We start from the raw sequence: 8,753 nt of genomic DNA on the forward strand, positions 1-8,753 counted from the left end.
CTGTGGGGCGGCTCCGCGGTCCGCCGATACCGGCCCGACGGCACCCTGGACCGGGAGATCCGACTGCCGGCCAAGCAGCCGGCCGGAATCTGCCTGGGCGGCCCCGACCTGCGGCGACTCTTCATCGGCACCGCCCGGGTGGGGCTGGACGTGGCGGGCCCGCAGGACGGCGCGCTGCTCGCGGTGGACGTCGAGGTCCCCGGCCTGCCCGCCGCGCGCGCCGCCGCACCGATCGGCTGACCGGAGGCATACCGGACGCCACGGCGGGAACAACCGCACCGCAGGCGGTAACAGCCGACAGGTGGGGAGCGAGCCGATGATCAGCACAGGGTGGGCGGCATGAACGGGCCGGTCGGCGACGAGCCGATGGGGGAACTGGAGCTGGTGCACACCTTCACCGGCCCGATGCCGACCGGGGTGAGCGTCTCGCACCGGGGCCGGATCTTCGTCAACTTCCCGAAGTGGGGCGACGAGGTGCCGGCCACCGTCGTCGAGCTGCGCGACGGTCAGGAGACGCCCTACCCCGACCAGGCGTGGAACGACCCGTCCGGCGACGACGACGCGGGCGCGTTCGTCTCGGTGCAGAGCATCGTGGTGGACCCGGCCGACCGGCTCTGGGTGCTGGACACCGGCAGTCCGATGTTGCAACCCACCAAGCCGGGCGGCCCGAAGCTGGTCCGGGTCGACCTGGAGACCGACACCGTCGCCCAGGTGATCACCTTCCCGGCGGACGTGGCGCTGCCGACGACGTACCTCAACGACGTCCGCTTCGACCTGCGGCGGGGCGAGGCGGGCGTCGCGTACATCACCGACTCCGCGTTCGCCGGGCCGAACGGAATCATCGTGGTGGACCTGGCCAGCGGTGCCGCCTGGCGGCGGCTGCACGACCACCCGTCCACCAAGGCGGAGCCGCTGACGTCGTTCCGGCCGATTGTCGAGGGCCGGCCGTTCCTGGAACGACCGGCCGACGGGCCGCCGAAGCCGGTGGGCATGGGCTCCGACGGCATCGCCATCTCCGCCGACGGCACCCGGCTCTACTACTGCCCGTTGGCGTCCCGGCGCCTCTACAGCGTCTCCACCGACGCGCTGGCCGACCCGGGGGTCACCCAGGAGGCCGTCGCCGCGACGGTTGTCGACGAGGGCGACCGGGGCACCGCCTCGGATGGGTTGGAGAGCGACGACGCGGGGCGGCTCTACATCACCTCGTACGAGCACAACGCCGTGCTGCGTCGACTGCCCGACGGCGGGTACGAGACGCTGGTGCACGACCCGCGACTGCTCTGGCCGGACACCATGTCGGTGGCCACCGACGGATACCTCTACGTCACGGCCAACCAACTGCACCGGCAGCCGCAGTACCAGCGCGGCAAGGACCTGCGGCGCAAGCCGTACGCGCTGTTCCGCACCCGTATCGACGCCGGCCCGGTGCTGCTGCGCCCCTGACCGCGCCAGGGCCCGGCTCCCTCCGCGATCTTGCACTTTCTGTCCCGACAGAAGGGGCATCTACTCCCAAATCAACAACCGGAACTGCAAGATCGACGCATTCTTGGACTCAGGCCGTCAGCTCGTCGGCAGGGTGCGGTCCAGCAGGTCGAAGAGGGCGACCCAGTGGCGCTCGGTGGCCTGCTCGTCGTACGCCGGGGTGTCGGCCATGGTGTAGCCGTGGTGGGCGCCCGCGTACACCTCTGAGCGGTAGCGCACCCCGGCGGCGTCGAGCGCCTTCTCCAGCGTGGCGATCTGCTCCGGCGTCATCGACTGGTCGGCGTCGGCGTGCCCGAAGTACACCTCACCGGTGATCGAGCCGACGGCGAGGTGCGGGCTGTCCGGCGCGTCGGTGACGATCCGCCCGCCGTGGAAGCTGGCGACCGCCGCGATGCGGTCCGGGTGCGCCTCGATGGCGCGCAACGCGTTCGTGCCGCCCATGCAGTAACCGGTGATCACCACCGGGCCCGGCCGGACGTCGTCGCGTGCGGCCAGGAAGTCCAGGTAGGCGGCGGTGTCCCGGCTGACCACCTCGGGGGTCAGCGCGCCGATCAGCGGCATGATCTGCTCGAAGAGCGCACCGCGCTGGTCCGCGTCGCCGAGCCGGGACAGGTCGAACAGCGGTGCCCGACCGCCCCGGTAGAACAGGTGGGGCGTCAGCACCAGGTAGCCCCGGACGGCGATCCGCTCGGCCATCTCCACCAGGCGTGGGCGCGGCCCGAAGGCGTCCATGAAGAGCAGCACCGCCGGGAACGGGCCGTCGCCGTCCGGTCGGGTGAGGGACGCGTCCGCCACTCCGTCACTGGTTGCGATGTCCACCGTCGTCGTCAGCACAGTGCCTCCTCGTACGCCGATCTTGGTCCGTTCCGAACGTTACTCGCCGTGTCGGCGTGCCTGGCCGGCAGCCGCGTGAACACGGCGTCAAGAAATGGCGGTGACCCGTCGAAACGGCGTATCGACTGGTGCTCCGCCGCCGCCCGGTGGTGACGATGGGTGCCATGAGTCCTTGGCGGATGACACGCTGGGAACGCGGAGAGCTGCCACCCGACGCCGGCACCGACAACGTGCCCGGCGCGCCCACAACCAGGGCGGACGGGTCGGAACGGCGGCACGAGGCACTGGTCAGCGTCCGGCTCGGCCCGTCCGCGCCCGGCAGCCACCTGGTGGAGTATCTGCGGCACGAGCCGTGCGCCGTCGCCGCGTGGTGGATCGCGGCCGACGTCGACGCTGTCATCCGGCTTGCCGCCGACAGCATCACGGTGCTGCACCGCGCGGTGGCCGACCTGCGGCTACGCGCCGGAGTGGAGGTGGCGGAGGCGAACTACATCCTGCGCGCGCTCGACCTGACCACACCGGCCGACCCGGGTGCCCCGACGGACGCCCAGGCCTGGGCGGGGTCCGCCGCATGAGCCGCCGCACCGGTGCCCACCGGGTCGTGGTGGGCGTCGACCGCTCGTTCGCCGGGATGCAGGCGCTGCGCCGGGCGACGCAGCTGGCCGCGACCATCCGCCGCTTCGCCCGCGACCTCGAACGACTCAGCCGATGACCGCCACCGCGGCGGCACGTGTGGAAAGGACCGACCCGACAATGGACGAGGGCCCGATAATCTACGCCGTTCCGGTGCGTGACCTCCCGGGACGAATGGTGCGGACGGTACGGACCGGCCGCTCCCCGCAGGGGCAGCGGATGGGCATCGCCTTCACCCGGCCCGAGCTGCTGGTCACCGCGATGGGCGCGGACCAGCAGTGGGAGGAGCTGTGCGAGTCGGCGCTGCGCGGCATGCTGCGCCCGCTCGGCATCGACGTGATCCAGGTCGACCCGTTGCTGGTGGCACCACCGCTGGGCCCGACGACCGCCGCCCGCCCGACGACCGCCGCCGGCCCGATCGGTCAGGCGCGGACGAAGCGCACCGCGTCGGCGATGACGTGGCCGTCGGTGTCCTCGGTACGGATCAGCACGCTCCCGTCGGTGCCCGCCGTGAACGGGTAGGTGCCCAGCGGCACCCACTGGCCCCCGGACTGCCGCTGGTCGACGGTCCGGGTGGCCACCCCGCCGGAGTACGCGATGTCGACCGGCACGTTGCTCGCCCGGTTGGGGTCGGCGGTCCAGCGCAGCTGCACGGTCCACGACCCGGAGGCGGGCAGCGTCGGGCGGAACCGCAGTCGGTTGACGCCCTTGGCGGTGTTGCCGTCGTGCTCGTAGTCCGGGCCGTAGTAGCCACCGATGCTGGTGCTGCGCAGCCACGTCCCGGCCCGGGTGATCCCGCCGGCCGCCGCGTTGTCCAGGATCACCTCGCTGGTCGATCCCCATTCCAGCACCGCGCCGTCCTGGCGCAGCCGGGCCTGGAGGGCGGGCACCGACACCGCCTGCACGGCGAGGTTCCCGGCGAGCGCCAACGACGCCGCCGTGGCGGCGGCCTGCCCGAGGATCATGAACACCGGCTCCATCCGGATCGAGCCGTACGCGATGTGGCTCGCCGACAGGCAGACCGGCACCAGCAGGTTGGCGCACTGGGCCTGGTGCGGCACGATCGCCCGGTAGCTGACCGGGTACGGCGACGGCACCCCGATCTGCACGTCCCCCTCGTTGCGCACCCGGCCGTCGACAACCACCCGCTGACAGTTGTGCGAGTCCATCGTGTAGCTGGCCAGGCCCACCGAGTCGGTGGCCCGTACCCGGCCCCGGCAGTCAGCCTCGGTCATCACGTACGCGGAGACCATCCGGCGGGCCTCCCGAATGTAGAGCAGCGGCGGCCAGCCGCCCGTGCCGGTGAACTCGTCGGCCGGCAGCCCCCACCGGGCGGTCGACTCACGCACCGATGCCGGCAACCGGGGATCGTTGGCCAGGAACCACATCATCCCCTGCTGGTAGCTGCGGTGCTCGGCGATGATGCTCTCCCGCGCCGCCCAGGTCGCCGTCGGGTACGCGTGGTTGAAACCGATGTGGTCGGTGGACACCGCGCCGTTGTTGTTGGAGTCGGTCTTCCCACCGCCGATCGATCCGGTGGTGAAGTACGGGCCGGTGAAGCCGGCCTGGATGTGGCGCAGCTGCAGCTCGTACCGGATCGGGTCGTAGTCGGACGGCCTGCCGAACGGGATCCGGTTGGCCGCCTGGGTGAGGCACATCCGGAAGCAGTACGCCTGGATCCGGTCGTCGCCGCTGCCCTGCGGGGCGAGCGGGGTGGTGGAGATGCCCGGCAGCAGGCCGCTGGCGGGCGAGCCGGCCGTCACGTACGGGTCGACCGGGTAGACGAACTGGTGGGTGTTGCGGGACTGCACCCCGTTGATCGTCTCGCCGTAGGTGTCGTTGGACTCCCGCCCGACGGTGAACCCCACCCCGGCCATGGCCAGCAGGTCGCCCTCGTAGCTGGCGTCCACGAACACCCTGCCGGAGTAGATCGACCCGACCTCGGTGCGCAGCTCCGTGATCCGGTTGCCGCTGCGGCCGAGGCTGGACAGCCGCGCGCCGACGACCACGGGGACGCCGGCCTCGGCCAGCATCTCGGCGAAGACGGCTGCGGCGACGCGCGGTTCGAAGGTCATCCGCAGCGGCGACGTCGGCGTGAGGGTGCCGCCGTGGTACTTGACGTACACCCGGCGGTAGAACTCGGCGGCCAGCCCGCCGATGGACGCCTGGACCCCGGTGTCGGTGGCGCCCAGCCCGGCGGTGCTCAGCCCACCGACGTGGCTGGTGGGCTCCACCACCACGGCGGTGTGGCCGAGCCGACGCATGGTGATCGCGGCGGCCAGCCCACCGGAGGTGGCGCCGTAGACGACCAGGTCGGCGGTGGTGACGGCGGCGCGGGCGGGACCGGCCCGGAACGGGTCGGAGAGACCGGCCAGGACGAGGCCGGCGCCGCCGGCGGTCAGCAGACGGCGGCGGGACAGGGGCACTGACACGGCGAACTCCCGAGGGGTAACCGGAGGGGACGGTTACAGAAGCACGCCGCTGCCGCTGCTGTCGAAATTCTTCAATCTCTGCCGGCGGGTGTCAACGGGTCAGGGGCGGTAGCGGTAGCCCATTCCCGGCTCGGTGATGAGGTGCCGGGGGCGGGCCGGGTCGTCCTCCAGCTTGCGCCGCAGCTGGGCCAGGTACTGCCGCAGGTAGTTGGTCTCGTTCTGGTACTCCGGCCCCCACACGTCCTGTAGGAGCTGCCGTTGGCTGACCAGCTTGCCGGGGTGCCGCAGCAGCTTCTCCAGCACGCTCCACTGGGTGGGGGTCAGCTTGACCTCGGTGCCGTCGTCCCTGCGCACGCTGTGGTCGGCCAGGTCGACGGTGTGCTGACCGATCCGCAACGCCGGCACCGCCTCGCTGGGCGCGCCGAGGCGGCGGGTCACCGCGCGGATGCGGGCCAGCAACTCCTCGACCCCGAACGGTTTGGTGACGTAGTCGTCCGCACCGGCGTCGAGCGCCGCCACCTTGTCCTCGCTGCCGGCCCGGCCGGAGAGCACGATGATCGGCACTGTGGTCCACCCGCGCAGGCCCCGGATCACCTCCACCCCGTCGATGTCGGGCAGGCCGAGGTCGAGCACCACCAGGTCGGGTGGGTGGCTGGCGGCGGCCTTCAACGCGGCGGCCCCGGTGCCGGCGACGTCCACGTCGTACCGGCGGGCCCGCAGGTTGATCCGCAGGGCGCGCAGGATCTGCGGTTCGTCGTCGACGACCAGGATGCGCGTCATTCCGGTGGCCCCTCCGAGCTGGTCTGCGCGGCAGCCGGCAGCCGCAGCACCATGGTGAGCCCACCACCGGGGGTGGTCTCCGGGGTGATGCTGCCACCCATCGCCTCGGCCAACCCCCGGGACAGGGCGAGACCGAGACCGACACCGGTCTGGTTGTCCCGGTCACCGAGGCGTTGGAACGGCAGGAAGACGTGCTCCCACTGGTCCTCCGGGATGCCCGGCCCCCGATCGATCACCCGCAGCTCCACCTGACCAGCGTGCGCGCTGGCGGTGATCACCGGCGGCTGGTCGGGTGGGCTGTAGCGCAGCGCGTTGGCGACCACGTTGACCAGCACCCGTTCCAGCAGGCCCGGGTCGGCGGTGGCCGCCGGCAGGTCGGCCGGGATGTCCGTGCCGACGGTCGCGGCCGCCGGGCCAAGTTCGTCAAGCGCCAGGGGTACGGCGTCCTCCAGGCCGACGGCGGTCGCCGAGATGCCCAGCACACCCGCCTGGAGCCGGCTCATGTCCAGCAGGTTCGCGACCAGCCGGGCGAGCCGGTCCAGCGACTCCTCGGCGGTCTCCAGCAACTCCTCGCGGTCGGCCTCGTCGAACTCGATGTCGTGGCTGCGCAGGCTGGTCACTGCCGCCTTCGCGGACGCCAGCGGCGTACGCAGGTCGTGGCTGACCGCGGCGAGCAGCGCGGTGCGCATCCGGTCCGCAGCGGCGAGGGGTCTCGCGGTGGCGGCCTCCTCGGCGAGCCGCTCCTGGCGCAGCGCGACAGCGGCCTGGGCGGCGAACGCCTCGACGATCCGCCGGTCGGCGGCTTCCAACCGCCGGCCGCTGAGCACCACGGTGATCCGGTCGTCGACGGGTACCGCCGTCTCGCCGCCGTCGGGGGTGCAGGCCGGCTGCTCACCGACGCTGGCCACCACACACCAGGCGTGCTCTTCGCGGGCCCGCTCCGGACGCCCGCGTGCCTCCTCGGCCAGCTCCAGCACGCTCACCGCGCGCAGCCCGAAGGTCTCCCGGAGCTGGTCCAGCAGGGCGGGCAGGGGACGTTCGCCGCGCAGCACACCACCGGCGACGGCGGCGAGGGTCTGCGCGTCGGCGGCGGCCCGCGCGGCCTCCCGGGTACGCCGGGCGGCCACGTCGACGATCCAGCTCACCGCCAACGCCACCCCGACGAAGACGGCCAGGGCGAGCAGGTTGTCCGCCTCGGCGATGGTCAGCGTCTTGAAGGGCGGGGTGAAGAACCAGTTGAGCAGCAGGCTTCCGCCGAGCGCGGCGACCAGGGCCGGCCACACCCCGCCGACCAGCGCGACCCCGACCACCCCGGCGAGGAACAGCAGGATGTCGTTTGTCAGCGTCAGGTCGGGCAGGGTCCGCAGCAGCACCGTGAGCAGCGGCATGCCCAGCACCGCGAGGCCGAAGCCGAGCAGTCGGCGGCGGCGGGACAACGCCGCCGGCACGGCCGCCGCCCGGCGGCCCTTGCCTGCCTGCTTGTGGGTGACCAGGTGCACGTCGATCGAGCCGGACAGGGCGGTGGTGGTCACCCCGACGCCCCGGGCGAAGATCTGCGCGAGGCGGCCCCGCCGGCTGGCCCCGAGCACCAGTTGGGTGGCGTTCACACCCTGGGCGAAGTCCAGCAACGCGGCCGGCACGTCGGTGCCGAGCACCTGGTGGTACGTGCCGCCCAGGCTCTCCACGAGCACCCGCTGGCGGGCCAGCTGGGCCGGGTCGGCGCCGGCCAGGCCGTCGCTGCGGGCCACGTGCACGGCGAGCAGGTCGGCGCCCTTGCTGCGGGCGGCGACCCGGGCGGCCCGACGGATCAGCGTCTCCCCCTCGGGCCCGCCGGTCAGCGCGACCACCACCCGTTCCCGGGCCTCCCAGGTCGCGGCGATGCCCTGCTGGCTGCGGTAGCGGTCCAGCTGCTCGTCGACCTTGTCGGCCAGCCAGAGCAGCGCCAACTCGCGCAGTGCGGTGAGGTTGCCGACCCGGAAGTAGTTGCCCAACGCGGCGTCGATCTTGTCCGGTCGGTAGATGTTGCCGTGCGCCATCCGCCGGCGCAGCGCCTCCGGGGTCATGTCGACCAGCTCGACCTGCTCGGCGGCGCGGACGATCTCGTCCGGCACGGTCTCCCGCTGGGTGGTGCCGGTGATCTGCGCGACGACGTCGTTGACCGACTCCAGGTGCTGCACGTTGACGGTGGACAGCACGTCGATCCCCGCGTCGAGCAGCTCCTGGACGTCCTGCCAGCGCTTGTCGTGCCGGGACCCGGGCACGTTGGTGTGCGCCAACTCGTCGACCACGGCGACCTCGGGCCGGCGAGCCAGCACCGCGTCCAGGTCCATCTCGGTGAACTCGGCGCCCCGGTAGGTCATCGCCCGACGGGGCACCTGCTCCAGGTCGCCGAGCATCGCGGCGGTGTGCTGCCGACCGTGGGTCTCCACGAAGCCGATCACCACGTCGGTGCCGCGCGCGGCCCGCCGCTGGGCCTCCTCCAACATGGCGTACGTCTTGCCGACGCCGGGGGCGGCGCCGAGATAGATGCGCAGTTCTCCGCGTGGCACGGGGACCATCCTCCCTGGTCAGGTCGGCCGGTGGGGCCGCGCC

General features: G+C 72.6%; 9 protein-coding genes. 5 read left to right on the forward strand and 4 right to left on the reverse strand.

The genetic code is table 11. The features are described from left to right. A partial coding sequence (locus KBX53_RS12990) for an SMP-30/gluconolactonase/LRE family protein (protein WP_210859429.1) occupies positions 1-240 on the forward strand: 240 nt, incomplete at its 5' end. Between the two features lie 99 nt (positions 241-339). After that, positions 340-1,443, forward strand: a complete 1,104-nt coding sequence (locus tag KBX53_RS12995) for an L-dopachrome tautomerase-related protein (RefSeq protein WP_030329481.1) — start codon at positions 340-342, stop codon at positions 1,441-1,443. 117 nt (positions 1,444-1,560) lie between these two features. Here KBX53_RS12995 and KBX53_RS13000 read toward each other — a convergent pair whose 3' ends face one another. Next, positions 1,561-2,316 (reverse strand): dienelactone hydrolase family protein, encoded by a 756-nt coding sequence (locus KBX53_RS13000; RefSeq protein ID WP_210859431.1) that lies wholly within the window; start codon positions 2,314-2,316, stop codon positions 1,561-1,563. Between the two features lie 164 nt (positions 2,317-2,480). Between KBX53_RS13000 and KBX53_RS13005 the strand changes: the two genes are divergently transcribed. The 3 genes from KBX53_RS13005 to KBX53_RS13015 all read left to right on the forward strand — a co-directional run bounded on the left by KBX53_RS13005 (position 2,481) and on the right by KBX53_RS13015 (position 3,471). After that, entirely contained in the window at positions 2,481-2,891 is a 411-nt protein-coding gene (locus KBX53_RS13005) for a hypothetical protein (RefSeq protein ID WP_156057350.1), read from the forward strand. After that, positions 2,888-3,028, forward strand: coding sequence for a hypothetical protein (locus KBX53_RS13010; RefSeq protein WP_156057352.1), 141 nt, complete (start codon positions 2,888-2,890; stop codon positions 3,026-3,028). The genes KBX53_RS13005 and KBX53_RS13010 overlap by 4 nt, the downstream gene beginning before the upstream one ends. Positions 3,029-3,102: 74 nt before the next feature. Further along, positions 3,103-3,471 carry an SAV_915 family protein gene (locus KBX53_RS13015; RefSeq protein ID WP_209444499.1) on the forward strand — a complete coding sequence of 123 codons (369 nt, stop codon included), beginning with the start codon at positions 3,103-3,105 and terminating at the stop codon, positions 3,469-3,471. Here KBX53_RS13015 and KBX53_RS13020 read toward each other — a convergent pair. The 3 genes from KBX53_RS13020 to KBX53_RS13030 form a co-directional block, all read right to left on the reverse strand. Then, positions 3,372-5,381: an FAD-dependent oxidoreductase gene (locus KBX53_RS13020; protein ID WP_210859432.1), complete on the reverse strand. Its 2,010-nt coding sequence runs from the start codon at positions 5,379-5,381 to the stop codon at positions 3,372-3,374. The two genes, KBX53_RS13015 and KBX53_RS13020, sit on opposite strands and share 100 nt — an antisense overlap. A gap of 99 nt (positions 5,382-5,480) precedes the next feature. After that, the gene (locus KBX53_RS13025) at positions 5,481-6,161 is read right to left on the reverse strand and encodes a response regulator (RefSeq protein ID WP_210859434.1); all 681 of its coding nucleotides are present in this window, start codon (positions 6,159-6,161) and stop codon (positions 5,481-5,483) included. Then, complete coding sequence (locus KBX53_RS13030) at positions 6,158-8,710, reverse strand: DUF4118 domain-containing protein (protein WP_210859436.1); 2,553 nt, start codon at positions 8,708-8,710, stop codon at positions 6,158-6,160. The genes KBX53_RS13025 and KBX53_RS13030 overlap by 4 nt, the downstream gene beginning before the upstream one ends. Positions 8,711-8,753 lie beyond the last annotated feature (43 nt).

It is taken from the genome of Micromonospora sp. M51 (assembly GCF_018070305.1).
Lineage (GTDB): Bacteria > Actinomycetota > Actinomycetes > Mycobacteriales > Micromonosporaceae > Micromonospora > Micromonospora parva.

Excerpts from the sequence above, each read along its gene's own strand:
- KBX53_RS13010 (WP_156057352.1), top strand. The coding sequence starts at position 2,888 with ATGAGCCGCCGCACCGGTGCCCACCGGGTCGTGGTGGGCGTCGACCGC.
- KBX53_RS13025 (WP_210859434.1), bottom strand. The coding sequence starts at position 6,161 with ATGACGCGCATCCTGGTCGTCGACGACGAACCGCAGATCCTGCGCGCC.
- KBX53_RS12995 (WP_030329481.1), top strand. The coding sequence starts at position 340 with ATGAACGGGCCGGTCGGCGACGAGCCGATGGGGGAACTGGAGCTGGTG.
- KBX53_RS13005 (WP_156057350.1), top strand. The coding sequence starts at position 2,481 with ATGAGTCCTTGGCGGATGACACGCTGGGAACGCGGAGAGCTGCCACCC.